This window comes from Erythrobacter donghaensis, from assembly GCF_001557325.1.
In the GTDB taxonomy this organism is placed as follows: domain Bacteria; phylum Pseudomonadota; class Alphaproteobacteria; order Sphingomonadales; family Sphingomonadaceae; genus Erythrobacter; species Erythrobacter donghaensis_B.
Genome location: NZ_LSJS01000060.1, coordinates 1 through 25,401, shown reverse-complemented (window position 1 = coordinate 25,401; position 25,401 = coordinate 1). Strand labels below are relative to the sequence as shown.

Annotated in this window: 26 protein-coding genes; 21 read left to right on the top strand and 5 right to left on the bottom strand. The window is 67.7% G+C overall.

Translation table 11 applies throughout. The features are described 5' to 3' along the window. Positions 1-119: 119 nt before the first annotated feature. Together mutS and AX692_RS02775 are read left to right on the top strand one after the other, a co-directional pair. On the top strand, positions 120-2,756 hold the full coding sequence (mutS, locus tag AX692_RS02780; RefSeq protein WP_081095091.1) for a DNA mismatch repair protein MutS: 2,637 nt from the start codon (positions 120-122) through the stop codon (positions 2,754-2,756). Positions 2,757-2,817: 61 nt separating this feature from the next. Further along, on the top strand, positions 2,818-3,192 hold the full coding sequence (locus AX692_RS02775; protein ID WP_155644821.1) for a hypothetical protein: 375 nt from the start codon (positions 2,818-2,820) through the stop codon (positions 3,190-3,192). Positions 3,193-3,214: 22 nt separating this feature from the next. Here the strand turns inward: AX692_RS02775 and AX692_RS19955 are convergent, their stop codons facing one another. From AX692_RS19955 to gluQRS, 5 genes are all read right to left on the bottom strand, one after another. Continuing rightward, complete coding sequence (locus tag AX692_RS19955; RefSeq protein WP_196489967.1) at positions 3,215-3,682, bottom strand: hypothetical protein; 468 nt, start codon at positions 3,680-3,682, stop codon at positions 3,215-3,217. 86 nt (positions 3,683-3,768) lie between these two features. After that, the gene (locus AX692_RS02765; RefSeq protein ID WP_073974439.1) at positions 3,769-4,638 is read right to left on the bottom strand and encodes a 3-hydroxyacyl-CoA dehydrogenase NAD-binding domain-containing protein; all 870 of its coding nucleotides are present in this window, start codon (positions 4,636-4,638) and stop codon (positions 3,769-3,771) included. Positions 4,639-4,713: 75 nt separating this feature from the next. Beyond that, the gene (locus AX692_RS02760) at positions 4,714-5,289 is read right to left on the bottom strand and encodes a cob(I)yrinic acid a,c-diamide adenosyltransferase (RefSeq protein WP_073974438.1); all 576 of its coding nucleotides are present in this window, start codon (positions 5,287-5,289) and stop codon (positions 4,714-4,716) included. Between the two features lie 12 nt (positions 5,290-5,301). Beyond that, the gene (locus tag AX692_RS02755; RefSeq protein WP_073974437.1) at positions 5,302-5,532 is read right to left on the bottom strand and encodes an HIG1 domain-containing protein; all 231 of its coding nucleotides are present in this window, start codon (positions 5,530-5,532) and stop codon (positions 5,302-5,304) included. Positions 5,533-5,556: 24 nt separating this feature from the next. Then, the gene (gene gluQRS, locus AX692_RS02750) at positions 5,557-6,387 is read right to left on the bottom strand and encodes a tRNA glutamyl-Q(34) synthetase GluQRS (RefSeq protein ID WP_073977179.1); all 831 of its coding nucleotides are present in this window, start codon (positions 6,385-6,387) and stop codon (positions 5,557-5,559) included. A 143-nt stretch (positions 6,388-6,530) separates the two neighbouring features. On the opposite strand from gluQRS, the gene AX692_RS02745 reads away from it, so the two are divergent. The 19 genes from AX692_RS02745 to AX692_RS02655 all read left to right on the top strand — a co-directional run bounded on the left by AX692_RS02745 (position 6,531) and on the right by AX692_RS02655 (position 25,347). After that, entirely contained in the window at positions 6,531-7,139 is a 609-nt protein-coding gene (locus AX692_RS02745) for an HNH endonuclease (RefSeq protein ID WP_073974329.1), read from the top strand. A 362-nt stretch (positions 7,140-7,501) separates the two neighbouring features. After that, positions 7,502-8,836, top strand: a complete 1,335-nt coding sequence (locus tag AX692_RS02740; protein ID WP_073974328.1) for a glycoside hydrolase family 16 protein — start codon at positions 7,502-7,504, stop codon at positions 8,834-8,836. Between the two features lie 163 nt (positions 8,837-8,999). After that, positions 9,000-9,935: a ribose-phosphate pyrophosphokinase gene (locus AX692_RS02735; RefSeq protein WP_073974327.1), complete on the top strand. Its 936-nt coding sequence runs from the start codon at positions 9,000-9,002 to the stop codon at positions 9,933-9,935. After that, positions 9,935-10,288, top strand: coding sequence for a ribose-phosphate pyrophosphokinase (locus AX692_RS02730; RefSeq protein ID WP_073974326.1), 354 nt, complete (start codon positions 9,935-9,937; stop codon positions 10,286-10,288). The genes AX692_RS02735 and AX692_RS02730 overlap by 1 nt, the downstream gene beginning before the upstream one ends. Beyond that, positions 10,278-11,048 carry a histidinol-phosphatase gene (gene hisN, locus AX692_RS02725; RefSeq protein WP_073974325.1) on the top strand — a complete coding sequence of 257 codons (771 nt, stop codon included), beginning with the start codon at positions 10,278-10,280 and terminating at the stop codon, positions 11,046-11,048. Before AX692_RS02730 ends, hisN begins: the two co-directional genes overlap by 11 nt. A gap of 62 nt (positions 11,049-11,110) precedes the next feature. Then, positions 11,111-11,563: a hypothetical protein gene (locus tag AX692_RS02720; RefSeq protein WP_155647031.1), complete on the top strand. Its 453-nt coding sequence runs from the start codon at positions 11,111-11,113 to the stop codon at positions 11,561-11,563. Positions 11,564-11,691: 128 nt separating this feature from the next. Then, on the top strand, positions 11,692-13,077 hold the full coding sequence (locus AX692_RS02715; RefSeq protein WP_073974323.1) for a 50S ribosomal protein L11 methyltransferase: 1,386 nt from the start codon (positions 11,692-11,694) through the stop codon (positions 13,075-13,077). Positions 13,078-13,234: 157 nt separating this feature from the next. Continuing rightward, a complete protein-coding gene (rpmI, locus tag AX692_RS02710; protein WP_026092007.1) occupies positions 13,235-13,438 on the top strand; it encodes a 50S ribosomal protein L35 in 204 nt (67 codons plus the stop codon). A 50-nt stretch (positions 13,439-13,488) separates the two neighbouring features. Next, a complete protein-coding gene (rplT, locus tag AX692_RS02705; RefSeq protein ID WP_066531814.1) occupies positions 13,489-13,848 on the top strand; it encodes a 50S ribosomal protein L20 in 360 nt (119 codons plus the stop codon). A gap of 133 nt (positions 13,849-13,981) precedes the next feature. Then, positions 13,982-14,956: a helix-turn-helix domain-containing protein gene (locus AX692_RS02700; protein WP_073980854.1), complete on the top strand. Its 975-nt coding sequence runs from the start codon at positions 13,982-13,984 to the stop codon at positions 14,954-14,956. Positions 14,957-15,199: 243 nt separating this feature from the next. Then, entirely contained in the window at positions 15,200-16,021 is an 822-nt protein-coding gene (locus tag AX692_RS02695; protein ID WP_073974330.1) for a helix-turn-helix domain-containing protein, read from the top strand. A gap of 92 nt (positions 16,022-16,113) precedes the next feature. Next, the gene (pheS, locus tag AX692_RS02690) at positions 16,114-17,232 is read left to right on the top strand and encodes a phenylalanine--tRNA ligase subunit alpha (RefSeq protein ID WP_073974321.1); all 1,119 of its coding nucleotides are present in this window, start codon (positions 16,114-16,116) and stop codon (positions 17,230-17,232) included. Beyond that, positions 17,229-19,637 carry a phenylalanine--tRNA ligase subunit beta gene (gene pheT, locus AX692_RS02685; protein WP_073974320.1) on the top strand — a complete coding sequence of 803 codons (2,409 nt, stop codon included), beginning with the start codon at positions 17,229-17,231 and terminating at the stop codon, positions 19,635-19,637. The genes pheS and pheT overlap by 4 nt, the downstream gene beginning before the upstream one ends. Continuing rightward, complete coding sequence (locus AX692_RS02680; RefSeq protein ID WP_073974319.1) at positions 19,634-20,386, top strand: SDR family NAD(P)-dependent oxidoreductase; 753 nt, start codon at positions 19,634-19,636, stop codon at positions 20,384-20,386. The genes pheT and AX692_RS02680 overlap by 4 nt, the downstream gene beginning before the upstream one ends. Beyond that, the gene (locus AX692_RS02675) at positions 20,383-21,903 is read left to right on the top strand and encodes a peptide chain release factor 3 (protein ID WP_073974318.1); all 1,521 of its coding nucleotides are present in this window, start codon (positions 20,383-20,385) and stop codon (positions 21,901-21,903) included. Before AX692_RS02680 ends, AX692_RS02675 begins: the two co-directional genes overlap by 4 nt. Before the next feature lie 38 nt (positions 21,904-21,941). After that, entirely contained in the window at positions 21,942-22,811 is an 870-nt protein-coding gene (locus AX692_RS02670) for an alpha/beta fold hydrolase (protein WP_073977178.1), read from the top strand. A 26-nt stretch (positions 22,812-22,837) separates the two neighbouring features. Beyond that, positions 22,838-23,395 carry a pyridoxamine 5'-phosphate oxidase family protein gene (locus AX692_RS02665; RefSeq protein ID WP_073973885.1) on the top strand — a complete coding sequence of 186 codons (558 nt, stop codon included), beginning with the start codon at positions 22,838-22,840 and terminating at the stop codon, positions 23,393-23,395. A gap of 181 nt (positions 23,396-23,576) precedes the next feature. Then, positions 23,577-23,915 carry a P-II family nitrogen regulator gene (locus tag AX692_RS02660; protein ID WP_073973884.1) on the top strand — a complete coding sequence of 113 codons (339 nt, stop codon included), beginning with the start codon at positions 23,577-23,579 and terminating at the stop codon, positions 23,913-23,915. Positions 23,916-23,928: 13 nt separating this feature from the next. After that, positions 23,929-25,347, top strand: a complete 1,419-nt coding sequence (locus tag AX692_RS02655) for an ammonium transporter (RefSeq protein ID WP_073973883.1) — start codon at positions 23,929-23,931, stop codon at positions 25,345-25,347. Positions 25,348-25,401: the final 54 nt, after the last annotated feature.

Sequence of the window (25,401 nt, the reverse complement as noted above, 5' to 3'; positions counted from 1 at the left end):
AAACGTGCCCCGCTTAGCCCGAGCGACGTCGATGCGATAGGTCGTTTATCGCACCAGGTTCGGGGAAAGCTGCCAGGGCCGACATTCCCGAATCGGGCCGCTGCGCGCTAGGCGATGACATGGCCGCGCGCGAAGATCCGAGACCGACCCCGATGATGGCGCAATATCTGCGCCTGCGGGAGGAAGCGGGCGATGCGCTGCTGTTCTACCGCATGGGCGATTTCTTCGAGCTGTTCTTCGAGGATGCGAAACGCGCGGCGGCGATTCTCGACATCGCGCTCACCACCAGGGGTGAGCATGGCGGCGCGCCGATCCCGATGTGCGGGGTGCCGGTGCATTCGGCCGAGAGCTATCTCGCCCGGCTGATCAAGGCCGGCTGCCGCGTGGCGATCGCCGAGCAGATCGAGACGCCCGACGAGGCCAAGGCGCGGGCCAAGCGCGAGGGCACGCCGTCCTCCAAGGTGCTGGTGGGCCGCGCGATCGTGCGGCTGGTGACGGCAGGCACGCTGACCGAGGAAGCGCTGCTCGAACCGCGCCGCGCCAATGTGCTGGTGTCGCTGGCCGAGCTGCGGGGGACGGTCGGGATCGCGGCGGTCGATGTGTCCACCGGCGCGATGGTGCTCGAGGAATGCGCCGCCGACGGGCTCGGCGCGGCGCTGGCGCGGCTTTCGCCCAGCGAGGTGGTGGTGCCCGAGGACTGGCAGCACGGCCCTGACGAAGCCATCTACCGCCCCCGCACCACCTTCGCGAGCGATGCCGGGGGCGAGCGGCTGAAGGCGGTGCACGGCGTCGCGACGCTCGATGCCTTCGGCACCTTCACCCGCGCGATGCTGGCAGCGGCGGGGGGGCTCGTCGCCTATCTCGACCATGTCGGGCGCGGGAGCCTGCCGCTGCTGCTGCCCCCGGTGGTGCGCGAGACCGCCAGCACGATGGCGATGGATGCGGCGACGCGAGGGAGCCTCGAAATTCTCGAAGCAGCGCAAGGCGGGCGCGCCGGGAGCCTGATCGGCGCGGTCGACCGCTGCGTGACGGGGGCGGGCTCGCGGCTCTTGGCCGAAGACCTGTCCGCGCCGCTGCTGGACAGCGCCGCAATCGAGGCGCGCCTCGCGCTGGTGCAGTTCTGGCGCGACCGGCCGATCGAGCGCGCGCAGCTGCGCGAGGCGCTGCGGGCGATCCCCGATCTCGGGCGCGCACTCGGCCGGGTGGTGGCGGGCCGCGGTTCCCCGCGCGATCTCGGCCAGCTGCGCGACGGCCTCACCGAGGCGGCGCGGCTGCATCACTGGCTGGCGAGCGCCCCGGATAAGCCGGCGCTCCTCGCCGAGGTTACCGCGCGCCTCGCCGGCCACGGCGCGCTGACCGACTTGCTGAGCCGCGCGCTCGTCCCCTCGCCGCCGACCGAGCGTTCTTCGGGCGGATTCATCGCTGACGGCTATGACGCCGCGCTCGACGAATTGCGCGCCACCGCCGGAGACGCGCGCCGCGCGATTGCCGCGATGGAGGCGCGCTACCGCGAGGAAACCGGCATCGCGAGCCTCAAGATCCGCCACAACGGCGTGCTCGGCTATTTCATCGAGGTCTCCGCGCGCCATGCCGACGCGCTGATGGCACCCGACAGCGGCTTCACCCACCGCCAGACGATGGCGGGCGCGGTGCGGTTCAACTCGCTCAAATTGCACGAGGAAGCCGCCCGCATCGCCGAGGCCGGAGGCCATGCGCTCGCCTGCGAGGAAGCGCATTTCGAAGCCCTTGTGGCCGACGTCGTCGCCGCGCGCGAAGGCATTGCCGCCACCGCCGCGGCGCTCGCGCGGCTCGATGTCGGCGCGGGCAATGCCGAGCGCGCAGGCGAAGGCGACTGGTGCCGCCCGGAGATTGCCGAGGACGCAGGGCTCGCGATCACGGGCGGCCGCCATCCGGTGGTCGAGGCGGCGCTGGCCAAGTCCGGCGAGCGCTTTGTCGCCAACGACTGCCACCTCGCCGAAACCAACCGGTTGTGGCTGATCGGCGGGCCGAACATGGGCGGCAAGTCGACCTTCCTCAGGCAGAACGCGCTGATCGTGCTGCTGGCGCAGGCCGGGTGCTTCGTCCCCGCGGGCGCGGCGCGGATCGGGCTGGTCGATCGCTTGTTCAGCCGCGTCGGTGCGGCCGACAATCTCGCGCGCGGTCGCTCCACCTTCATGGTCGAGATGGTCGAGACCGCCGCGATCCTCGCGCAGGCGACCAATCGCAGCTTCGTGATCCTCGACGAGGTCGGGCGCGGCACTTCGACCTATGACGGCCTCGCGCTGGCCTGGGCGGTGGCCGAGGCGGTGCATTCGCAGATCGCCTGCCGTTGCCTCTTCGCAACCCACTACCACGAGCTCGCGCGGCTGGCGGAGACCTGCGAGGCGCTGAGCCTCCACCATGTCCGCGCGCGCGAATGGCAAGGTGATCTGGTTCTGCTCCACGAACTCGCCGATGGCCCCGCCGACCGCTCCTACGGCCTCGCCGTCGCGCGCCTCGCCGGGGTGCCCGCGAATGTCGTCGCCCGCGCCAAGGCGGTGCTGACCAAGCTCGAGGCGACGCGCGAGGCGACCGGCGGGATTGCGGCGGGGCTCGGCGATCTGCCGCTCTTCGCCAACCTCAAGCCCGCCGAGCCCGAGCCCGCCAGCCCCGAACAGCAGCTCGCCGCAGCGCTCAGGGCCGCCGATCTCGACGCGCTCACCCCGCGCGAGGCGCTTGATCTGCTCTACGAATGGAAACGCGGCCTGCCGCGCTGAGCCCCGCGCGACGGGGCGATTTCAACCAAGACTTAACCACGTGCCTGTTATGCGCGAGGGCATGATGAGGCTTCTGTTCCAGAACAGTCGTTTGGCGCTTGCCTTCGTGGTGCTGACCGTGCTCGGCGCGGTGGCGATGATCGGCCCCCAAGGCAATGGCGGGCTGGTGACGCGCGCGGTGAGCCTGTCCGAATCGCAGCGCGGGCTGCTGTCCGGCGACGCGCGGGACACCGCCGGATCGCAGGGAGAGGCCAAGGCGCCGCCTTCGGTGTTCGGCGACTACAACCCGGACACCGCTGCAAGCGCAGCACCCGCCGGGCCTGTGGCCGATACCGGCAATCCGATGACCGCGCCGTTGTCCCCGACCGCCACGATCGCTCCGCCGGGAGCGGCATCGGCCGATCCGATCATCCCCGAAAACGAAGCCGAGCAATAGGCAGGCGCAGTCCGGAGGGGCGTCACTCCTCCTCCTCTCCGGCGGCGTCATCCTCGTCGGCGCCGAGCGCGGGGTCGAGATCCTCGATCCCTTCGGCGTCGAGCAGGGTGTCGACATCCTCCTCGCTCAGTTCTTCGCCGTCGGCGGTGAGCCATTCGCTGTCGTCGTCGTCGGTGGTCTCGCCGCCGTAGGTCTCGGGCTCGTCATCGTGGTTGGGCTCGCCCGCGAAGGCCGACATGTCGATCCGGCCCTCGCCCTCCATGCGGCGCATCTCGTCGATCAGGTCGCCGGTCGAATCGGGAGCAGGGTCGATGTCGTTCGCGGGCCGCTTGGTGCTCTCGAGCGGGCTTGCGGTCTGGCTGTCCTCGCGCCGCGCTGCATCGGCGACGTCCTGCGCCTGTTCGCCGTGTCCGTCCTGCTCGTCATTATGCACTTCGGGCGGCAGGCCTGCGGGGTGGCCTGGGATCGCGGTGTCTTCGGGCTTGGGCATGGGGGCTCTCCTTCACCGGGCGTAACCCGGAAGGAGCGGCGATTGTTGCCATGCCCTGCGACAGGCCGCGCGGGCCTTGCGCCCGATCAGCGGGTCGGGACCGGGGCCTCGCCGGTATAATCGTAGAACCCGCGCCCGGTCTTGCGGCCGAGCCAGCCGGCCTCGACATATTTCACCAGCAGCGGGGCGGGGCGATACTTGCTGTCGCGGGTGGTCTTGTAGAGCACCTTGATGATGTCGAGACAGGTATCGAGCCCGACGAAATCGGCCAGTTGCAGCGGCCCCATCGGGTGGTTGAGGCCGAGTCGGCAACCCTTGTCGATGTCCTCGATCCCGGCGGTGGATTGCCCGAGCACGAACACCGCCTCGTTGATCATCGGCAGCAGGATGCGGTTGACGACGAAACCGGGCTCGTCCTGGCTCAGCACCACTTCCTTGCCCAAGCCCCGCGCGAAGGCGGTGACGGCATCGGTGGTGTCCTTGGAGGTGGCAAGGCCGGGGATGACCTCGATCAGGCCCATGACCGGCACCGGGTTGAAGAAGTGCAGCCCGATGAAGCGCGCCGGATCGGGCGAGTGGTTGGCCATGCGGGTGATCGGGATCGACGAGGTGTTCGACGCCATGATCGCCTGCGGGGCGAGCACCTCGCCCGCCTTGGCGAAGATCGCGTTCTTGATCTCCTCCCGCTCGGTCGCGGCCTCGATGATGAGATCGGCCTCGGCGAAGGGGGCGTAGTCGGCGACGGGGGTGATGCGCGCGAGCAGCCTTTCGGCCTCGTCCGCCTCGATCTTGCCGCGACCCATCAGCTTGGCGAGCGCCTTTTCGATGGCGAGCTTGCCAGCCTCGGCGCGGGGCAGGTCGACGTCGGTCAGCATGACACGCATGCCCTGGGCGGCGCAGGTCTGGGCGATGCCGGTGCCCATCTGACCGGCGCCGATGACGGCGATGTTGCGCATGGGATTGTTCCTTCGCAGGTGCAGCAAGGCTGCCGCCCTAGCGAGGAACACGGGACTTGCCTAGCGGTTAGCGCGCTACCTGTTCTGGCCGGGCACCCACTTCACATCCGCGCGGCCATCCTCGTTCGCCACCCGGGCGAGGACGAAGAGCAGGTCGGAGAGGCGGTTGATATAGGCGAGCGCGGCCGGGTTGACCGCGTCCTCGGCGGCGAGCGCGACCATGGCGCGTTCGGCCGCGCGGGTGGTGGCACGGGCGACATGGACCCGCGCGGCCGCCTCGCTCCCGCCGGGGAGGACAAAGCTGGTGAGAGGTTCGAGGCGTTCGTTCAGCGCATCGATCTGCGTCTCGATCCATTCCGGCTGCGAGGGGACGATGCGCAGCACCATCTCGGACGGGGTGAAATCGCCATCGGCGCTGGGGGTCGCGAGATCCGCGCCAAGATCGAACAGGTCGTTCTGCACGCGGGTCAGGAGCGCCCGCTCCGCCTCGCCCTGAAGCGCGCAGACGGCGAGGCCGATGGCGCTGTTCGCCTCGTCGACCAGGCCCATCGCCGCGATCCGCGCCGAATGCTTGGGGCAGCGCGAACCGTCGACGAGGCCCGTCGTCCCGTCATCACCCGTACGAGTGTAGATCCGGTTCAGCTTGACCATCGCGTGAGAGGCTTAGCGCGACACCGCCAGCAGGATCGCGACCACCGCGATCGCCAGCCCCTGATACTTGATGCGCGCGAACATCGCCTTGTTCTGGGCGAGCTGCATGTCGGTCGCCGTCTGCCCCTCGCCGGTCTCGAGGTCGATCTTGGTCGTCTGCAGAAAGGCGATGATGCCCTTGACCAGCGAATAGGCGGTGAGGCCCATGAGGATCAGGAGCGCGGGGATGAGGACATAGGTCATGGGCCTTAAATGGACGCTCGGGCCTCAGGTTCCAAGTGACAAAAGTTGCATCCTGAGTTGCTGCGCAAGCATCCGCCCGTCCTCGCCACCCGCGCGCCTTTCGGCGAGCGCGGGAGAGCCGCGGCGCTTGGCGAGCTTCTCGCCGTCCGGCCCGAGCAGCAGCGGGTGGTGGTGCCAGCGCGGGACGGGCAGGTCGAGCAGGGCTTGCAGGGTGCGGTGGACATGGCTGGCAGCGAACAGATCCGCGCCGCGGGTGACCAGCGTCACGCCATCCGCCGCATCGTCGAGCGTGACGGCGAGGTGGTAGCTGGCGGGCAGGTCTTTCCTGACCAGCACAACATCGCCTAGGCCCGACAGGTCGACCTGCTGCGGCCCGGCGCGCGCGTCCTCCCAGACAAGCGGCCCGGTCTGCGCCAGAGCCATCTGCGCATCGAGCCGCCAGGCCGCCGGGCGCGCGGGATCGGGCGCGCGGTGCTTGCAGGTGCCGGGGTAGATCAGGCCCTCGAGGCCGGGGCGAGCCCCTGCCGCCTCGATCTCGGAGCGGGTGCAGGTGCAGGGGTAGATGAGCCCGCGCTCCCGCAAGGTCTCCGCCGCCGCGGCGTAGCTGGCGAGGCGGGTCGATTGCGCGGACACCTCCTCCCATTCCAGCCCGAGCCATGCGAGATCGCTGCGGAACGCGTCCGCCAGTTCGGGGCGCGAGCGGGGCCCGTCGATATCCTCGATCCTCAGCAGGAACCGCCCGCCGTCCGCGCGCGCCAGATCATGCGCGACGATCGCCGAGAGCGCATGGCCGAGATGCAGGTGCCCGTTGGGGCTCGGCGCGAAACGGGTCACGGGCGGGGCGGGGCGATCCATCGCAAACGCCCATGCCACAGGACATTTTGCTGCGCTATCCACAGCCTGTCCACAGCGCGTCCCTGTGGATATGCGCCCTGTCACGGGTTTGACTCTTTGCCCTGCCACGGCATGTTCCGTTCAATCAGGGAGGAACGCGCGTCGTGTTCAATGCCGAACTGATCGAGAAAGTGGCCAAGTTCCGCGGGGTCGACGAAGATCCGACGCGCAATCTCTCGGCCTGCCCGGCGCTGGTGCTCAACGCCGATTACACTCCCCTATCCTACTACCCGCTCTCGCTGTGGCCTTGGCAGACCGCGATCAAGGCGGTGTTCCTCGACCGGGTGGACATCGTCGCGAGCTACGAGCGCGAGGTGCACTCGCCCAGCTTCGAGATGAAGATCCCGAGCGTCATCGCGCTCCGGCAGTATGTGAAGGCGAGCGAGTTTCCCGCCTTCACCCGCTTCAACGTGTTCCTGCGCGACCGCTTCCAGTGCCAGTATTGCGGCAGCCATGAGCACCTGACCTTCGACCACGTGACCCCGCGCCGGTTGGGCGGGCGCACCACGTGGGAGAACATCATCACCGCCTGCGCACCGTGCAACATGAAGAAGGGCGGGCGCACGCCCAAGCAGGCCGGGATGCCGGTGCGCCAGGCCCCGATCCGCCCGACCAGCTGGCAGCTGCAGCAGCACGGCAAGCAGTTCCCGCCCAACTACCTCCACGAAACCTGGCGCGACTGGCTCTATTGGGACGTCGAACTGGAGGCGTGACGCTGCGCGACAGCGCACCGGTCATGCCCCCCTGCCCGGCCTCGCCGCGCAGCCGCTGACGGCTGTCCCGGCCCGGACGGCCCGGATTTCTCCCGATTCGCTGCGAGGGTGATTCGCGCGCAGCCAATCCAGCAATACATCAAAAGACATGTTTCCGGCTTTACTTGCCGATACATGCAAGAAGCCGTTTATCAAATGATGATTAACAAAACTATTCTCTTATCATAAAGCAAATCAGGATTCGGTTCGTCGCATTCTAATGTAGATTATATTGACCCGTTAGGAATCCCAACGCCATCATCATGGGGCAACAGGAGGAATGCCCCATGAAGCGCCTTGTATCTTTTGCCGTAATTGCATCCATGCTCAATGCCTGTGGCGGGGACGAGGCTGCCCCACCCCCTTCGGAACTGGCCGGCGCCGCGCAGCCGGTCGCTTCGGTCCAGCCAAGCGGGGACAAGGTGGCGTCGCTCGCGGGAAGCCTGCCCCAGGGCGCGACCACCACCACCAATCCCTTTGCGACCTTCGATTTCAAGGGCGGAACGGTCTACCCGGCCAAGGCCGCGGTCAGCATCGGCACGGTCAGCGTCCCGGTGGGCGCGAGCGAGGCCTTCGTGCCGATCCGCATCAACCGCCAGACCCCCAACACGGTGATCGTGCGGGTGATGACCCGCAACGGCTCGGGCACGCTGGCAGGCGTGGAGGGCAAGCATTTCCAGCGGACGGTGACCACGGTGTTCTTCCGCCCGGGCGACGCGCTCGAGCAGACGGTGCGCATCCCGCTCGTCAACATGGACGCCGGGCGCACTTTCGACATCATCCTGCCCGAAGGCGTGGTCGGCGGGGGCGTCATCAATTCCTCGGCCAAGATCACCGCCGTCGTCGGCGCGAAGGCTGGGGTGGCGAAGACCGCGGGCTTCCGCAAGGCCCGGATCTTCGCGCCGAGCGGCGCGCTCGCCTACCAGCTCGATCCGGCCACGGTGACCTGGAGCGATGCGGGCTCTGCCGAGGCATGGCGCACCCGCCTGCCCCACGGCCGCACCCAGCCGGGCAATGCCGAGACCGGGCTCTATCTCGATGCCGGTCTGCACCCGACCGCCATGGCGCCCTTCGCGATCGAGAACGGCGAGGTGGTGATCCGCAGCCAGCAGCTCGTAAGCCCGATCCTTCACGACAACCAGTACTGGTATCATGGTGCAGCGATGCTCACCGGGCAGCGGATGCCGGCCACCCAGCTGCAATACGGCCAGTACGAATGGACCGCGATGATGCCCAACCGCCGCGGCGGCTGGCCCGCGCTGTGGCTGCTGCCCACCACCGGTTGGCCGCCCGAGATCGATGTCTATGAAGGCTTCGGCTATGGCGGCGGCTGGAACTTCTCGAAGAACATCTCCGGCAACATCCACGGCGGCGCGAATGGCAAGCGCACCTTCACCGCGCTGATGCAGGTCAATGCCGCCAACGCCTACGGCCTCTCCGGCTTCGACACCGGCTACCACCGCTTCGCCGTCGACATCGCGCCCGACTTCATCACCTGGTTCGTCGACGGCAAGGAGACCTATCAGACAGTCAACCCGTTCAAGGGCACGACCTGGTTTCCGCTGATGAACGTCGCGGTCAAGCACCAGGGCGACTATGTCGGGGGCACGGCCGAGATGCGGGTTAGGGGCTTCCAAGTGTGGAAGGTGCCGGGCTGAGGCACAAGCGCCCGACGCCTTCCATCGGGGGCGAGCGCGGCGGCGGGTCGTCTCCTTGCCCGCCGCCGCGTCTTGCCTGACGAGAACCCTTCGCCTGCGCGTTGCATTTCCATGACGCATCGCTAGGCGGGCTGTGTCAGCGCCAACGGGGATTCGCGTTTCCATGAAAATCATGTCCGGCAATTCGAACCTGCCGCTCGCCCGCGCGATCGCGGCCTATCTGGAGATTCCGTTGACCGATGCCAGCGTGCGGCGTTTTTCGGACGAGGAGGTGTTCGTCGAGATTCATGAGAACGTGCGCGGGGAGGACGTGTTCGTCGTCCAGCCGACCAACTTCCCGGCGAACGACAACCTGATGGAGCTGCTGATCTGCATCGACGCGCTGCGCCGCGCCTCGGCCAAGCGGATCACGGCGGTGGTGCCCTATTTCGGCTACGCCCGGCAGGACCGCAAGCCCGGCCCGCGCACGCCGATCTCGGCCAAGCTGGTCGCGAACCTCATCACCGAGGCCGGCGCCGACCGGGTGCTGGCGGTGGACCTCCACGCCGGGCAGATCCAGGGCTTCTTCGACATCCCGACCGACAATCTCTACGCCGCCCCCGTCATGGCTGCCGATATCCAGGCCCGCTATGGCGATCAGCAGCTGATGGTGGTCTCCCCCGACGTCGGCGGCGTGGTGCGCGCGCGGGCACTGGCAAAGCGGCTCGACAATGCGCCGCTCGCGATCGTCGACAAGCGCCGCGACAGGCCGGGCGAGAGCGAGGTCATGAACATCATCGGCGACGTTGCGGGCCGCCACTGCATCCTGATCGACGACATCGTCGATTCGGGCGGCACGCTGTGCAACGCAGCCGAGGCGCTGCTGGAAGGCGGGGCCCGGTCGGTCGCGGCCTACATCACCCACGGCGTGCTGTCGGGCGGCGCGGTGGCGCGCATCAACGGCTCCAGCCTCAAGGAGTTGGTGATCACCGATTCGATCCGCCCGACCGAGGCCGCCGAAGCCTCCGACCGCATCCGCATCCTGCCGATCGCGCCCTTGGTGGGCGAGGCAATCCGGCGGATCGCGGATGAAAGTTCGGTCAGCTCGCTGTTTGATTGATGTTTGATCCCGGCGAAGTTCGGGACATTCTGATCAGCGCCGCCCGGCAGCGCACGGCGCTGACCTATTCCGATATGCTCAGCGTGCTCGGACACGTCTTCACCCGCCCGCTGATGCGCCAGCTGTGCAAGGTGCTCGACCGGATCGACGAGGACGGGCGCGTGGCGGGCGAGCCGGGGCTGGCGGTGCTGGTCGTGCGCCAGTCGGACGGGCTGCCGGGGCAGGGCTGGTTCGTCAGCCGCACCGGCGTCTACGACAACCTGCCGCTGGAATGGGAGGGGCCGGAGGCGCGGCGCTATACCGAGGCTCGACAGCGCGAAGCCTTCGATTATTGGGGGGCGCATGACCGATAACGACCTCGCCCTTGCCCTGCGCCTCGCCGATGCCGCCGGGGCCGCTATCCGCCCGCTGTTCCGGGGCCAGTGGAGCGAGGAGCGGAAAGCCGACCGCTCCTATGTCACCGAGGCCGACCGCGCCGCCGAGGCGGCGATGCGCAAGCTGATCGAGGCCGAGTTCCCGCGCGACGGGATCATCGGCGAGGAATATGGCACCCGCAACGAAGGCGCCGGGCGGCAATGGGTGCTCGATCCGATCGACGGCACCACCAGCTTCATCGCCGGCCGCCCGATCTTCGGCACGCTGATCGCCCTGCTGCAAGATGGCTGGCCGGTGCTCGGGATCATCGACCAGGCCGTGAGTGGCGAGCGCTGGGTCGGCCGCATCGGCCAGCCGACGCTCTTCAACGGCAAGCCTGCGCACACCCGCCCCCTAAAGGAGCTGTCCGAAGCCGTGCTCGGCACCACCAGCCCCCACGCCTTCACCAACGAGGAAGCCGACGCCTTCATGTCGGTCGCCAAGAGCGTGGCGGAGCGCAAGATCGTCTACGGCGGGGACTGCTACAATTACGGCCTCGTTGCATCCGGCCATATCGACATCGTGATCGAGGCGGGGCTGAAGCTCCACGACTACGCCGCGCTGGTGCCGGTGGTCGAGGGCGCCGGCGGGATGATGGCCGACTGGCAGGGCAACCCGCTCGACGCAGGCTCGGACGGCACGGTGATCGCGCTTGGCGATCCCGCGCGGCTCGAGGACGTGCTCGAGGCGATGGGGTAGGGCGCGCGGTGCGCGGGGCGTCACGCTTTTCCGGGGGATGCCTGCGGATATTTGTCGTGGGCGTGCTGCTATCGCTCGGAACCTGCCAGGCGATCCGCTACTCCGAGCAATCCGCAATCCGCGCACGCCTTCCCGCCGAGCTCGGCAATACCAGCTTCGTGGCCTTCGACGTCTGCGACCGGCTGTTCGGAGGCTACAGCTACATCATCGCGATCCCGCCCGAAGTCTCGCTACGCGTGCAGGCACAAGGCCCGGAGTTCCTCGAATACACCCACCACGCTCCTTCGCATGGGAAGGCGAAGTGGGAGCCGACGGAGCGCTATGCGTGGCGCCGCGATGGGAGCGACAGCGGATTGCCGGGGTTGCTCTGCCTGAACAGGAGGCCACGCTACAACGGCGAGCGTCTGATCGACCATATCTTTCGCAAGGGGAGCTACATCGCGCATGGGGGGCGCGAGTCTGTGATCATCATCCCCTCCCTGAACATCGTCATCGGGGGTTTCGACCCGCGCTGACCCTGCCTTGCGGGACGCCGGCCACCCGCCCTTCGGGAAACACCCCTAGCCGCGCGCGGCGGACTCTTAAGTGACTTGGTTAATAACCCGGACCAGCGGCCCCCTCGTCGGGTGGTCCGGGAGACATCATGACCAAGCAGCTCAAAGCCATCGCCGGTGCCCGCACCATCCTTGAAGACGCCCTGCGCGCGCATGAAGCCGGCGAGCTTGCCGCTGCCGAAGCAGGCTATGCCATGGTTATCGAGGCCGGTTACCGCCTCGCCGATGTTCTGCCGATCCTCGCCGGGATGCTCGGCCGTCGCGGCGCGGACGAAGAGGCGCTGGCGCTGTGGGAGCGGCTGCTGGAAATCGACCCGGCGCATGACGTTGCGCTCCACGAAACCGGCCTGCTCCACGCCCGCGCAGGTCGCCGCGATCTCGCCATTGCCGCATTGGAAGCGAGCTGCGCGGCCAATCCCGCCAACGCCGTCAGCGCCAACAATCTCGCGGTGTTCCTCGCCGATGCGGGGCGCAAGAACGAGGCGCTGGCCAAATTCCGCGAGGCGCTCGCGCTCCAGCCGGACAACATCCATATCCAGCACCAGATCCGTCGGTTGTGCGCCGAACTGGTGCCCTTCTGGCATATCCCGATGCTCAACGACACGCGCCGCAACGATGCCTTCGAGGCGGCGATCATCGCCGCGATCGCCGCGTGCGGGCCGGAGGCGCGGGTGCTCGACATCGGCACCGGCAGCGGGCTCCTGTCGATGATGGCCGCGCGCGCCGGAGCGCAATCGGTCACCGCCTGCGAGATGGTGCCCGCGATCGCCGACACCGCCCGCGCGATCATCGCGGGCAACGGCTATGCCGACCGGATCACCGTCCACACCGCCCCCTCGGGCGCGCTGGAAGTGGGCGAGCATCTTGACGAACGCGCCGACATCCTCGTCTCGGAAATCCTCTCGAGCGACCTCCTGACCGAGAAGGTGATCGACACCTTCGAGGATGCCCATGCGCGGCTGCTCAAGCCCGATGCCATCATCATCCCGCGCGCGGCGGCGGCGGTCGGCTGCCTGGTCGAGAGCCCGGTGCTCGAGGACTATGTCTTCGTCGGCGAGGTCTCGGGCTTCGATGTCTCGGCCTTCGGGGCGCTGGCGGCGCAGAAGCTGCCGATCCACGGCACGATGACCCAGTGGAAGCGCCTGTCGCGCGATGTCGAGCTGCTGCGGATCGACCTTACCCGCACCGCCCATCCTTCCGATCTGCAACTGCTCAGCGTGCCTGTGCAGGCCGACGGGATGGCAGCGGGGATCGTGCAGTGGATGCAGGTCGATCTGGCCGAGGGCATCACCTTCGACAATCACCCGGACGGCTATACCGACGGCGGCTGGCTGCAGGTGCTCCACGCCTTCCCCCAGCCGATCGCGGTGCGCGCGGGCGATGTGCTGCATCTGGCCGCCGGGCACGACCGGGTGACGCTGATCCTGCGGCCGCTCGGGCTGGCCGCGGCCGAGGCGCGGGCCAACGCGGCCTGACCGGGGCGGGGCGGGGGGAGCGCGCGAGCGTCTACCCCCTTGCCTTTCGCGCGTCCCACGCCTAAGCGCGCGCACTTCACCGACACGAATCAATCAGCCAGCCTGGCGACAAGGGCTGCCATGGCCGGTTCCGACGTGTCTCTTACAGGAGATGAAAATGCCCAAGCTCAAGACCAAGAGCGGTGTGAAGAAGCGCTTCAAGATCACCGCCACCGGCAAGGTCAAGCACGGCGTCGCCGGCAAGCGTCACCGCCTGATCAGCCACAATGCCAAGTATATCCGCACCAACCGCGGCACCTCGGTCCTCTCGGCGAACGATACGCCGACGATCAAGAAGTGGGCGCCCTACGGGCTGGATTGATGCGAGCGGGGCCACGGCCCTCACGCACTTAGAAACAAGGATATACTGATATGGCACGCGTCAAACGGGGTGTTACCACCCGCGCCAAGCACAAGCGGATTCTGGACCAGGCCAAGGGCTATCGCGGTCGCCGCAAGAACACCATCCGCATCGCCCGCCAGGCGGTCGAGAAGGCCGGGCAATACGCCTACCGCGACCGCAAGGTGAAGAAGCGGACTTTCCGCGCTCTGTGGATCCAGCGCATCAACGCCGCAGTCCGCATGGAGGGCCTCACCTACTCGCAGTTCATGCACGGCATCAAGCTCGCCGGGATCGAGCTCGACCGCAAGGCGATGGCCGATCTCGCCATGAACGAAGGCGGCGCCTTCAAGGCCGTGATCGCTCAGGCGAAGGCTGCGCTTCCGGCGTAAACTGTCCGCGGCTCCGGCCAGGCACCAGTCGAGGGACAGGCTCCTTTTGGGGAACCTGTCCCTTTTTGACGTGCCTTTGTAAGAACGCGCCAAAACTCTTGTAGAACCGCGCCACTTGCGCTTTATTGCGCACATGGGGGATACAGCTCTCACGCGCGCCGTCGGGCGCTCCACGCCCTTGCCGCCCGAGCGGATGGTGGCCGAATTCCGCGAACCGCCGCCGGAATTCGCGGGATGCTTCACGAGTCTCTACCACCTGACGCTCGATCTGCCCGAAGGCGCCGAGCGGGTGACCGATTACCTCCAGCCCGAATGGGCCAACATCCGCTTCTTCTGCGGCACCACGCCTGACGCCGCGATCGCCGACACCAGCTTGAGCGGTGCGCGCTTCGTCGCCACCGGGCCGAGTTCGGTGGCGTGCCGCTTCTCGCTCGGACGGGTGCGGATGTGGGGCGTGGGCTTTCTCCCGCTCGGTTGGGCGCGATTCTTCGACGCCGATGCGAGCAAGGTCACGAACCTCATCTGCGACGGCGCCGCGCACCCGGCCTTTGCCCATTTCGCGCCGCTCACCGATGTGCTGTGCGACCCCGAATCAGACATCGAGACCCAGTACGAGGCGCTGGTCGCGGCCCTTGCCAAGGCGATGCGCCCGAGCCGCGACGAGCCGCGCATCGCCCGGGTTCACGCCGCGCTGGTCAACGGCGATCACGCCTCGGTCCACGAGCTTGCCAGCGCCTGCGCGATGAGCATCCGCACGCTCGAGCGGGTGTGCACCCGCCATTTCGGCTTCTCGCCCAAGCTGCTGATGCGCCGCCAGCGCTTCATGCGCAGCCTTGCGACTTTCATGCTCCAGCGCGGCGGTCGCCCGTGGACCGAGGCGATGGACGCGCATTACCACGACCAGGCGCAGTTCACCCGCGAGTTCCGCGACTTCATGACCATGAACCCGAGCGAGTATGCCGCGCTCGATCACCCGATCCTGACGTCGTTCATGGAGGCCCGCGCCAAGGCATGGGGGAGCGCGGCACAGACGCTCGACCCGCCGCCGCCGACCCCACCTTCGTCTTCGGCCCCACTTTCGCCTGCGGCCTTGCCCTTGCGGCGGTGATTCTCCCCGCACTGCACGCCGGCGGCGGGCACCGCGTCGCCCCTGCCGCAGGCACGGCTACCGCTGTCTTCCCGATCATGCTATCCGCTCCGGCTCAAGACCCCGGAGAGGGTCGCTGATCGGTCGCATTCGAGACGCGCTGCCAGAACGCGATGCGCCGGGGAATGGGGACAGATGCACGGGCTTTCGGGAGATTCGGTTCACTTGCGCTTTGCCCTGCCGGCAGAGCCGCTGCGCCGTTATGTGACGACCTATTATCGCACCGATGTGGTGTGCTCGGTGAGGCGGCCCTGCCTCGAGGACTGGCTGCATCCCGAATGGGCCAACATCCGCTTCCTCGGCGCGGTCACGGCGCAATCGGTGATCGGACCGGGGTCGCTCGTGCCGTGTCCTGCCTTCACCGTCACCGGGCCGACCAGCCGTGCGGTGCGCTTCCGGCTCGGCTCCGGGCATAGCTGGGGCATCGGCCTCTTGCCGCTCGGCTGGGCGCGGCTGGTCGCTGCCCGGGCGAGCGACTACGCCGACCGCTTTGTCGACGGGGCCGCCGATCCGGTGTTCGCCGGCTTCGCACCGCTCGCCGAGGCACTTGCGGCCAGCGGGGGTGATCATGCGCACGAGCTGGCGCTGATCGAGGCGCACATGGCCCGGCTGCTCGACGGGCCTGCCCATCCTGCGGAGGCCACGATCCTCGCGCTCCACACCGCGCTGGTCGATCCCGAGACGCTGACCGTCGCCGATATTGCCGAGCGTGTGGGGATGCAGGTGCGCAGCCTCGAGCGCCTCTCGCGCCGCGCCTTCGGCTTTCCCCCCAAGCTGCTGCTGCGCCGCCAGCGCTTCCTGCGCAGCCTCGCGCAGTTCATGATCGATCCCTCGCGCAAGTGGCTCGGGACGCTCGACGGCGCCTATCATGATCAATCGCATTTCGTGCGCGATTTCCGGCGCTTCATGGGGATGAGCCCGTCCGAATATGCGCGCGCGCCCAAGCCCCTGCTGGCCGCTGCGGCGCATGCGCGGCTGGCGGCGGCGGGGCAGGCGGTGCAGGGGCTCCACGCGCCGACACCCTGAACCCGGCCGGGCCTGCAACGTCCTTTGCAATCCGGCCGAATTGGCGCTAGCGCGCCTCGGCGAAAATCCCGCTGTCAGAGCACCTGAAATCCATGACCGACATCACTTCCAAGGCCGAGGCCGCGCTGGCCGCGATCGGCGCGGCGACCAGCCTCGATGCGCTCGAGGCCGAGCGGCTCGAAACCCTCGGCAAGAAGGGCTGGGTGAGCCTTGCCCTCAAGACCCTCGGCGGCATGAGCCCCGAGGAGCGCACCGCCGCCGCGCCCGCGATCCAGTCGGCGCGCGCGGCCATTGCCGAGGCGCTCGATGCCAAGAAGGCCGCGCTCGAAGCCGCAGCGCTCGAAGAGCAGCTCGCGCGCGAGACGGTCGACCTGACGCTCCCCGCGCTCGCGGCACCCAAGGGTTCGGTCCACCCCGTCTCGCAGGTCATGGACGAACTCGCCGAAATCTTCGCCGATCTGGGCTTCGCCGTGGCGACCGGCCCCGAGATCGAGGACGACTGGCACAATTTCACCGCGCTCAACATGGACGAAACCCACCCCGCGCGGGCGATGCATGATACGTTCTATTTTCCGGATCGCACGCCAGAAGGTCGCGAAATCCTCCTGCGCACCCATACCTCGCCGGTGCAGGTGCGCACCATGCTGGCGGCGGCGCAGACCAGCCCCGGCGGTGCGCCGGTGCGCATCATCGCCCCGGGCCGCGTCTACCGCAGCGACAGCGACGCGACCCACACCCCGATGTTCCACCAGATCGAGGGTCTGGTGATCGACCGCGACATTCACCTCGGCCACCTCAAGTGGACGCTCGAGACCTTCCTCAAGGCCTTCTTCGAGCGCGACGACATCGTCCTGCGCCTGCGCCCCTCCTACTTCCCCTTCACCGAGCCTTCGGTCGAGGTCGATGTCGGCTATGCCAGCGAGAACGGCCGCCGGGTTGTCGGCGGGTCGGGGGACGCGCCGGGGCATGCCTGGATGGAGCTGCTCGGCAGCGGCATGGTCAATGCCCGCGTGCTGCAAATGGGCGGGTTCGATCCCGGCCAATGGCAGGGCTTTGCCTTCGGCGTCGGGGTCGACCGGCTGGCGATGCTCAAATACGGGATGAACGACCTGCGCGCCTTCTTCGACGGCGACGGCCGCTGGCTGACGCATTACGGCTTCTCGCCCTTCGACCAGCCGACCCTGTCTGCCGGTGTGGGAGCACGCGCATGAAGTTCTCGCTGACCTGGCTCAAGGATTACCTTGAGACGACCGCTTCGGTGGCGGAAATCTGCGACGCGCTCAACGCCATCGGGCTTGAGGTCGAGGGCGTGGAAGACCCTTCCGAGAAGCTCGCCGGATTCCGCATCGCCCACGTCCTGACCGCCGCGCGCCACCCCGATGCCGACAAGCTGCAGGTGCTCACCGTCGACACGGGCGACGGCCAGCCGCTGCAAGTTGTCTGCGGCGCGCCCAATGCGCGCGCGGGGATGAAGGGCGTGCTCGGGCTTCCGGGCGCGGTCGTGCCCGCCAACGGCATGGTGCTGAAGAAGAGCGCGATCCGGGGTGTCGAGAGCAACGGCATGATGTGCTCGACCCGCGAACTGGAGCTGGGCGACGACCATGACGGCATCATCGAATTGCCCGAGGACGCGCCGGTCGGCACCGATTTCGCGGCCTATCACGGCAGCGATCCGGTGATCGAGGTCGCGGTGACCCCCAACCGCCCCGACTGCATGGGCGTCTATGGCGTCGCCCGCGACCTGGCGGCCAAGGGGCTTGGGACGCTGAAGCCGATCGCCATGCCCGCTTTCACGGCAGTGGGCGCGTGCCCGGTCGAAATCCGCACCGACGATCCCGAGGGCTGCCCGGCCTTCTATGGCCGCGTGGTCAAGGGCGTCACCAACGGCGCTTCGCCCGACTGGCTTCAGGCACGGCTGAAGAGCGCGGGCCAGCGGCCGATCTCGTTGATCGTCGACCTCACCAACTACCTGATGCTCGGCTTCGGGCGTCCGGCGCATGCCTATGACCTCGCCAAGCTCTCGGGCGCGGTGGTGGCGCGGCGCGCGAAGGACGGCGAAGAGGTGCTGGCGCTCAACGAGAAGACCTACACGCTCGATGCCGAGATGACGGTGATCGCCGATGATGCAGGCGTGCACGACATCGCCGGGATCATGGGCGGCGAGCATTCGGGCGTCTCGGAGAGCACCACCGACGTCCTGCTCGAAATCGCCTATTTCGATCCGGCGCGCATCGGCGCGACCGGGCGCAAGCTGGGGCTGTCGAGCGATGCGCGCACGCGGTTCGAGCGGGGGGTTGATCCGGAGTTTTTGGACGCGGGCCTCGATCTGCTGACCGGCCTGATCGTGGAACTCGCAGGTGGCACTCCGAGCGAAGTGATCCGCGCTGGTTCGCCGCCGCCCGGAGGAACCAAAATCCTCGACGTCAACTTGCGCGAAATCACGCGTCGTCTGGCTGGTGTCGACATCGACGACATGGAGCAGGTGCGTATCCTCGAAAGCCTCGGCTTCATGGCTCGCACGTTCGACAGCCGTGATGTCTGGGAGGTTCACGTTCCGGCCCGCCGCCACGATATCGAAGGTCCGGCCGATCTGGTCGAGGAAGTCGTGCGCATCCACGGCCTCGACAAGGTCGCCAGCGTCGCGCTCCCCCGCGCCGAGGGCGTCGCGCGCCCCACCGCGACCCCGCAGCAGAAGCTCGAACGCGCCTTGCGCCGCGCCGCTGCTGCGAGCGGGCTCAACGAGGCAGTGACGTGGAGCTTCCTCCCCGAATGGGCGGCGGAACACTTTGCCGCCGAAGGTCAGGCCCTCTGGGTCCTCGCCAACCCGATCAGCGAAGACCTGAAGGCGATGCGCCCCGCGCTGCTGCCCGGCCTGCTGATGGCGGCCAAGCGCAATGCCGATCGTGGCGCGGCCGCCTCGCGCCTGTTCGAGATCGGGCGGCGCTATTTCCGGGGGCAGAACGGCCTCAGCGACGAGAAGCCCACCCTCGGCATCGTCCTCGCGGGCGAGAAGACCCCGCGCGGCTGGCAGAGCGGCAAGGCCAGGCCCTTCGACGCCTATGACGCCAAGGCGCTCGCGGTCCAGCTGCTCGAAGCGGCAGGCGCTCCGGTGGCGAACCTGATGGTGATGGGCGAGGCGGGCGCGCAGTTCCACCCCGGCCAGTCGGCGACCCTGCGGCTCGGGCCCAAGGTGGTGCTGGCGCGCTTCGGGATGGTGCATCCGGCGACGCTCAAGGCCTTCGATGTCGACGGGCCGATTGCGGCGGTCGAGTTGTTCCTGGACGCGATCCCTGCGAAGAAGGGTGCGGCCTTCGCGCGTCCCGGCTTCACGCCCCCGGCGCTGCAGGCCGTGACCCGCGACTTCGCCTTCCTCGTCCCCGCGAGCCTCGCGGCAGGCGATCTGGTGAGGGCCGTGCAGGGCGCCGACAAGGCAGCAATTACCGGCGTGCGCGTGTTCGACGTCTTCGCGGGGCAGGGCGTGCCCGAGGGGCGCAAGTCCGTCGCGGTCGAAGTCACGCTCCAGCCGGGCGAGGCGAGCTTCAAGGACGCCGACCTCAAGGCCATTTCGGAAAAGGTCGTGGCGGCGGCGGCCAAACTGGGCGGGGAGCTGCGCTGATGAAGACCGCATTCGTCACCGGCGCCACCGCCGGGATCGGCCTTGCCACCGTCCGCCGCCTTGTGAAGGACGGCTGGCGCTGCGTCGCCACCGGGCGGCGGCAGGAGCGGCTCGACGCGCTGGTCGCCGAGCTGGGCGCGGACAAGGTTCTGCCGCTGTGCTTCGATGTGCGCGACACCGCCGCGATGGACACCGCGCTGGCTGGCCTGCCCGAAGGCTTTCGCGACATCGATCTGCTGGTCAACAACGCTGGCCTCGCGCAGGGGCTGTCGGCGGCGCAGAATGCCAATCTTGATGACTGGCAGACGATGATCGACACCAACATCACGGCCATGGTGGTGCTGACCCGCAAGCTCTTGCCGCAGCTGATTGAACGCAAGGGTGCGATCATCGCTATCGGCTCGGTCGCGGGGAGCTACATCTATCCGGGCGGCAACGTCTATGCGGGCACGAAGGCCTTCGCGAACCACTTCACCCTCGCCCTGCGCGCCGATCTCCACGGCACCGGCGTGCGCGTCACGAGCATCGAGCCGGGGATGGTCGAGACCGAATTCACCCTCGTGCGCACCGGCAGCCAGGAAGCCTCGGACAAGCTCTACGCCGGGGTGAACCCGATGACGGGCGAGGACATCGCCGACACCATCGGCTGGATCGCCAGCCTGCCGCCGCATCTCAACATCAACCGGATCGAGCTGATGCCGGTCAACCAGGACTTCGCGGGCTTCCGCGTCGCACGCGACAACCAGTGACCTCCAACCGCCGCACCTTCGCGATCATCTCGCACCCTGACGCAGGCAAGACCACGCTGACCGAAAAGCTGCTGCTGCAGGGCGGCGCGATCCACCTGGCCGGCGAGGTCAAGGCGCGCGGCGCGGCGCGGCGGGCGCGGTCGGACTGGATGAAGATCGAGCAGCAGCGCGGGATCTCGGTCACCTCCTCGGTGATGACCTTCCAGAAGGACGGGATCGTCTTCAACCTGCTCGACACCCCGGGTCACGAGGACTTTTCCGAGGACACGTACCGCACGCTCACCGCGGTGGATTCAGCGGTGATGGTGATCGACGCCGCCAAGGGCATCGAGCCGCAGACCCGCAAACTTTTCGAGGTTTGCCGCCTGCGCAGCGTGCCGATCCTCACCTTCGTCAACAAGGTCGACCGCGAGGGCCGCGATCCCTTCGAGACCCTGGACGAGGTCGCCGACATGCTGGCGCTCGACGTCTCCCCCCAGATGTGGCCGATCGGCATGGGCGGGGAGTTCGAGGGGCTGCTCGACTTCGCCACCGAAACCGTCAGCCGCCCCGAAGGCCCGAGCCGCGAGTTCCTCGGCACCCGCGACACTGCGGTCATCCCCGAGCGCTTCGCCGACGAGATCGAGCTGGCGCGCGGGGGCTACCCGGAATTCGACCTCGAAGCCTTCCGCCACGGCGACCTCACCCCGGTCTATTTCGGATCGGCGCTGAAAAACTTCGGCGTCACCGAGCTGATCGACGCCATCGCCCGCTTCGCCCCGCCGCCGCGGCCGCAGCCCGCGGGCGAGGAGCAGATCAGCCCGGAGCGCGACGAGGTGACCGGCTTCATCTTCAAGGTGCAGGCCAACATGGACCCCAACCACCGCGACCGCATTGCCTTCATGCGGCAGGTCTCGGGCACCTTCAAACGCGGCATGAAGCTGACGCCGAGCGGCCTCGGCAAGCCGATCGCCGTGCACTCGCCGATCCTGTTCTTCGCGCAGGACCGCGAACTGGCCGACACGGCGGAAGCGGGCGACATCATCGGCATCCCCAACCACGGCACCTTGCGGGTGGGCGACACGCTGAGCGAGCGCAATCAGGTGCGCTTCACCGGCCTCCCCAACTTCGCGCCGGAAATCCTGCGCCGGGTGCAGCTGAAGGACCCGACCAAGACCAAGCAGCTGCGCAAGGCTTTGGACGACCTCTCCGAAGAGGGCGTGATCCAGGTGTTCTATCCCGAGATCGGCTCGGCTCACATCGTCGGCGTCGTCGGGCAGCTTCAGCTCGAAGTGCTGATCAGCCGGCTCGAGGCCGAATACAAGGTCGAGGCCGTGCTCGAACCCTCCCCCTTCGCCACCGCGCGCTGGATCAAGGGGGACGACAAGACCCTCGACGAATTCGCCAGCTTCAATCGCGCCAATCTCGCCAAGGACCGTGACGGCGATCTCGTGTTCATGGCCAAGAGCCCGTGGGACGTGACCTATCAGGTCGAGAAGAACCCGGGGTTGACCTTCTCGTCGACGAAGGAAAGGTAGGCTTGCGGGGAGCCGGGCTTCGCGGCATGGCGAGGGCCATGGATACGACCGGCCCGACCTCGCAAAGCTTCATCTCGCAGCGGCTCAAGCTCAACTATCTCGATTGGGGCGGTCGCGGGAAACCGCCGCTGGTGCTGGTGCATGGCGGGCGCGATCATGCGCGGTCGTGGGACTGGACTGCCGAGGCATTGCGCGAGGATTACCACGTCATTGCCATGGATCACCGCGGGCATGGGGATTCCGATTGGGTCTCGGACGGGGTCTATTCGGCGGGCGACATGGTCTATGATCTGGCGCAGCTGATCCATCAGCTCGGCGTCGGGCCGGTCAGGATGGTGGCCCATTCGATGGGCGGCAATGTCGCGCTGCGCTATGCGGGCGCCTTCCCGGACATGGTGACCAAGCTCGTCGCGATCGAGGGCCTCGGCCCCTCGCCCGAATGGCGCGCCAAGCAGCGCAGCCAGCCCTATCCCGAGCGCCTCGCCGAATGGATCGAAAAGAAGCGCAAGGCGGCGGGCCGCACCCCGCGCAAGTACGAGAGCATTGAAGCCGCCTTCGCCCGGATGATCGAGGAGAACGCCTACCTCACCGAGGAACAGGCGCGCCACCTCACTGTCCACGGGGTCAACCGCAATGAGGACGGCACCTATAGCTGGAAGTTCGATCCGCATCTCAACGTCTGGCCGGTCGAGGACATCGGCGACGAGTTCATCGAGCAGCTGTGGGGCGCGATCACCTGTCCGACGCTGCTGCTCTACGGGGCGGATTCGTGGGCCTCGAACCCGGAGAAGGACGGGCGCATTGCCCACTTCAAGACCGCGCGCGTGATCGAGTTCGAAAAGGCGGGGCACTGGCTGCACCACGACCAGTTCGACCGTTTCATCGCCACCTTGCGCGATTTCCTGTAAGGCGGAGCACAAGAGGGAGGAAAGGGATGGCGGATTTCTTCGAGGCGCTCACCGAGCAGCACATCGCGATGATCGCCGCCCAGCCGGTGTTCTTCGTGGCGACGGCCGCCGAGGAGGGCCGCATCAACCTCAGCCCCAAGGGCTATGACGCCTTCCGGGTGCTTTCGCCCACCCGGGTCGCCTATCTCGACCTCGGCGGATCGGGCAACGAGACCCACGCGCATCTGGCTGCCGACGGGCGGATCACGGTGATGTTCTGCAACTTCCAGCAGCCCGCGCTGATCCTGCGCCTTTACGGGCGCGGGCGTGCGGTGCTGCCGCAGGACGCCGACTGGGAGGCGCTCGCGGCGCACTTCACCCTGATGCCCGGCACTCGCCAGATCTTCGACATCACGGTCGAGAGCGTGCAGTCCTCCTGCGGCTGGGGCGTGCCCTTCATGGCACTCCAGAGCGAGCGCGAGACGCTGAAGAAGGCGCACCGCCAGTCCGACCCCGCGCAGTGGGAGGCCAAGATGGCTGCTCGCACCCGCAGCATCGACGGCTTGCCGACCCGCGCCACGGATCGCTACATAGCGGGCGAATAGGCACAGCCTGCCGCAAAACTTGCCTAAGTCTTAATCAGATGATTACTTTTTAGGCAGGTATTTTTCCGCAGTTGCGAAAAATCGCGCTGATTCCGCTGCGTCAGCCGCGTTACACAAATATGGCACGCTTGTTGCTGTGACACCGGTGGCCGGAAAAAATCCGGTGCAACAGGGGCCACAGATGAAATTCATCATCGCCATCATCAAACCGTTCAAGCTCGACACCGTGCGCGAGGCGCTGAGCGGCATCGGCATTGCCGGGATGACCGTGACCGAAGTCAAGGGCTTCGGACGCCAGAAGGGTCAGACCGAAATCTACCGCGGCGCCGAATACTCCACCAACATGCTTCCCAAGGTGAAGCTCGAGATCGCTGCCAGCGACGAGATCGCGGCGCAAGTGGTCGAAACCATCCAGGCGACCGCCAACACGGGCGCGATCGGCGACGGCAAGATCTTCGTGCTCGATCTCGCCTCGGCCACCCGCATCCGCACCGGCGAGTCCGGCGAAACCGCGCTGTAAGGGGACATAATCGATGAAGCGCATTCTCTCCAATCTTGCGGTAATGGCGACCGGGGCGGCGCTGCTCGCCGCGCCGGCCATGGCCGCGCCTGTGGCGGCGCCCACGCCGTTCGTGCCCACCGCCGACATGGTCAACAAGGGCGATGTCGCCTGGATGATGGTCTCGACCGCGCTCGTGCTGATGATGAGCGTGCCCGCACTCGCGCTGTTCTACGGCGGCCTGGTGCGCGCCAAGAACATGCTTTCGGTGCTGATGCAGGTCCTCACCATCGTCTGCGTCGCTGCGCTGGTGTGGTTCGGCTGGGGCTACTCGATGGCCTTCACTTCGACCGGCACGCCCTTCCCGGCGCTGTTCGGCGGGCTCGACAAGGCCTTCCTCAAGGGGGTCAATCCGGGAACCTTCGCCGCGACCTTCTCGAACGGGGTGTACCTGCCCGAGCTGGTCTTCGTGATGTTCCAGATGACCTTCGCCTGCATCACCCCCGCCCTCATCGTCGGCGCCTTTGCCGAGCGCGTGAAGTTCACCCCGCTGATCATCTTCGTGGTCGCGTGGATGACGCTCGCCTATTTCCCGATCGCGCACATGGTGTGGTACTGGGCCGGCCCGGACTTCCTCCACGCCGCGCCGACCGATACCGGCCTGCTGTGGGGCTGGGGCGCGCTCGACTTCGCCGGCGGCACCGTGGTGCACATCAATGCGGGGATCGCCGGCCTGATCGGCTGCCTCGTGATCGGCCCGCGCATCGGCTACAAGAAGGAGCCGATGCCCCCGCACAGCCTGGTGATGACCATGATCGGCGCCAGCCTGCTGTGGATCGGCTGGTTCGGGTTCAACGCCGGCTCGGCGCTCGAATCCAACGCCTTCGCCGCGCTCGCCTTCATCAACACCTTCGTGGCGACGGCCGCGGCGGGTGCGACCTGGGCGATCATCGAACAGATCACCCACAAGAAGCCCTCGCTGCTCGGCGGTGTCTCGGGTGTGGTGGCCGGCCTGGTCGCGATCACGCCTGCGGCGGGCTTTGCCCACCCCGGCACCGCGATCATCCTCGGCGCTGTGGCTTCGGTGATCTGCTACGTCTTCGTCACCACGGTGAAGAACAAGCTGAACTACGACGACAGCCTCGATGTCTTCGGCATCCACGCTGTCGGCGGGATCGTCGGCGCGGTCGGGACCGGCATCGTCGCCGACCCGGCGCTCGGCGGCCAGGGCTGGATCGACTACACCGCGCCCGTCGCCGTGGCGGGCGGGTTTGACCTCGTCGGCCAGGTGACGACCCAGATCTACGCGGTTGGCGTGACCGTCGCCTGGACCGGGATCGTCTCGGCGGTGCTGTTCCTCGCTCTCAAGTACACCATCGGGCTCCGCCCGGACGCCGAAGCCGAGACCAACGGCCTCGACATCACCGAACACGGGGAGCGCGCCTACAACTAGGCGTCCACATGGGGTAATCGCGGGAAGCGAGTCGCCCCCTTCAGCAGGACATGG

Bases quoted from the DNA above. Each gene is read 5' to 3' on its own strand.
- AX692_RS02655 (WP_073973883.1), top strand. From the start codon at position 23,929: ATGAAGCGCATTCTCTCCAATCTTGCGGTAATGGCGACCGGGGCGGCG.
- AX692_RS02730 (WP_073974326.1), top strand. From the start codon at position 9,935: ATGTTTGATCCCGGCGAAGTTCGGGACATTCTGATCAGCGCCGCCCGG.
- AX692_RS02735 (WP_073974327.1), top strand. From the start codon at position 9,000: ATGAAAATCATGTCCGGCAATTCGAACCTGCCGCTCGCCCGCGCGATC.
- pheS (WP_073974321.1), top strand. From the start codon at position 16,114: ATGACCGACATCACTTCCAAGGCCGAGGCCGCGCTGGCCGCGATCGGC.
- hisN (WP_073974325.1), top strand. From the start codon at position 10,278: ATGACCGATAACGACCTCGCCCTTGCCCTGCGCCTCGCCGATGCCGCC.
- AX692_RS02715 (WP_073974323.1), top strand. From the start codon at position 11,692: ATGACCAAGCAGCTCAAAGCCATCGCCGGTGCCCGCACCATCCTTGAA.
- AX692_RS02665 (WP_073973885.1), top strand. From the start codon at position 22,838: ATGGCGGATTTCTTCGAGGCGCTCACCGAGCAGCACATCGCGATGATC.
- AX692_RS02755 (WP_073974437.1), bottom strand. From the start codon at position 5,532: ATGACCTATGTCCTCATCCCCGCGCTCCTGATCCTCATGGGCCTCACC.
- AX692_RS19955 (WP_196489967.1), bottom strand. From the start codon at position 3,682: ATGCCCAAGCCCGAAGACACCGCGATCCCAGGCCACCCCGCAGGCCTG.
- rplT (WP_066531814.1), top strand. From the start codon at position 13,489: ATGGCACGCGTCAAACGGGGTGTTACCACCCGCGCCAAGCACAAGCGG.
- AX692_RS02740 (WP_073974328.1), top strand. From the start codon at position 7,502: ATGCTCAATGCCTGTGGCGGGGACGAGGCTGCCCCACCCCCTTCGGAA.
- mutS (WP_081095091.1), top strand. From the start codon at position 120: ATGGCCGCGCGCGAAGATCCGAGACCGACCCCGATGATGGCGCAATAT.
- rpmI (WP_026092007.1), top strand. From the start codon at position 13,235: ATGCCCAAGCTCAAGACCAAGAGCGGTGTGAAGAAGCGCTTCAAGATC.
- AX692_RS02760 (WP_073974438.1), bottom strand. From the start codon at position 5,289: ATGGTCAAGCTGAACCGGATCTACACTCGTACGGGTGATGACGGGACG.
- gluQRS (WP_073977179.1), bottom strand. From the start codon at position 6,387: ATGGATCGCCCCGCCCCGCCCGTGACCCGTTTCGCGCCGAGCCCCAAC.
- pheT (WP_073974320.1), top strand. From the start codon at position 17,229: ATGAAGTTCTCGCTGACCTGGCTCAAGGATTACCTTGAGACGACCGCT.
- AX692_RS02700 (WP_073980854.1), top strand. From the start codon at position 13,982: ATGGGGGATACAGCTCTCACGCGCGCCGTCGGGCGCTCCACGCCCTTG.
- AX692_RS02670 (WP_073977178.1), top strand. From the start codon at position 21,942: ATGGATACGACCGGCCCGACCTCGCAAAGCTTCATCTCGCAGCGGCTC.
- AX692_RS02775 (WP_155644821.1), top strand. From the start codon at position 2,818: ATGATGAGGCTTCTGTTCCAGAACAGTCGTTTGGCGCTTGCCTTCGTG.
- AX692_RS02660 (WP_073973884.1), top strand. From the start codon at position 23,577: ATGAAATTCATCATCGCCATCATCAAACCGTTCAAGCTCGACACCGTG.
- AX692_RS02765 (WP_073974439.1), bottom strand. From the start codon at position 4,638: ATGCGCAACATCGCCGTCATCGGCGCCGGTCAGATGGGCACCGGCATC.